Below are 367 nucleotides of genomic sequence, written 5' to 3'. Positions count from 1 at the left end.
ATATTGATCTACAAATTCATTATTTGCTAATTTGGTTAAAGGACTTGAGATCATCTCTGAAGATTTATTGTGTATTTTATCAAGATTATCATTGATTTCCTCATATGATTTAATAGGAAAAAAGGTCTGCAAGTTTATCGTTGCTGTTAATAACTCTTCTCTTGAAGTTTTTTCCCAATCAGATAATTCCTTTGAAAATTGGTTTACAAGTTCCTTTAAATTAGATTGATTCCGTTTAACATTTTCAGCAAAAAGTTGTGCAGTTTTTAGAAGATTGTCCTCACGAATTGTCTCACGTTCAACCCAAGCATCTAAATTTTGTAATGCTTGATTCCAAATAAGTTCTAAACTTGAAACATTTTTTTCT

The 367-nt window shown here is 29.2% G+C and carries 1 pseudogene; it reads right to left on the bottom strand.

Annotated features, from left to right (window positions below):
• Window positions 1-367 (bottom strand): annotated as a pseudogene (locus V7137_RS27385) (hypothetical protein); the annotation flags it as partial.

The organism is Neobacillus drentensis (genome assembly GCF_036962765.1).
Taxonomy (GTDB): domain Bacteria; phylum Bacillota; class Bacilli; order Bacillales; family Cytobacillaceae; genus Neobacillus; species Neobacillus drentensis_C.
The sequence above is the reverse complement of the archived record's forward strand: the minus strand, read 5'-3'. Positions and strand labels throughout refer to the sequence as shown.